1 pseudogene is annotated in these 376 nt (G+C 52.1%); it reads right to left on the reverse strand.

Annotation, left to right across the window (positions count from 1 at the left end):
- Nucleotides 1–376 (reverse strand): annotated as a pseudogene (locus tag KP705_RS19180) (transposase); the annotation flags it as partial.

Below are 376 nucleotides of genomic sequence, written 5' to 3' on the forward strand. Positions count from 1 at the left end.
TGTTGTAGACGATATTGGCCAGCCCGATCCTCATGGTGGCCCGGGTGATACCGACAGTTCGGATGAACAATCCCGTCTGTGATTACTGGTCGGCAAAGACGTGCTCGACGCGCGATCGGATCACGGCCTTTCCAGCATTCGATTTCTGGATATGTCGGGGCATAGGCTTGAGATGCGGCTTTTTTCCTGTGAACCTTCGAGACAAAACCCTCTTTGTCAATGAATTACTCATTCGCTTTCGAGCGATAAGCTGTATCAGCCCAAACGCTTGAGGCCGTATTGGTTTAATCTAACAGCCCCTCTCTCAATCGCGCACCATCACTGGCGGCGGCATCCGTCGTCTTCCATTTTCGGATGAACCGAAACTTCCGGTCGA

This window comes from Gluconobacter sp. P1D12_c (genome assembly GCF_018812105.1).
Lineage (GTDB): Bacteria > Pseudomonadota > Alphaproteobacteria > Acetobacterales > Acetobacteraceae > Gluconobacter > Gluconobacter oxydans_A.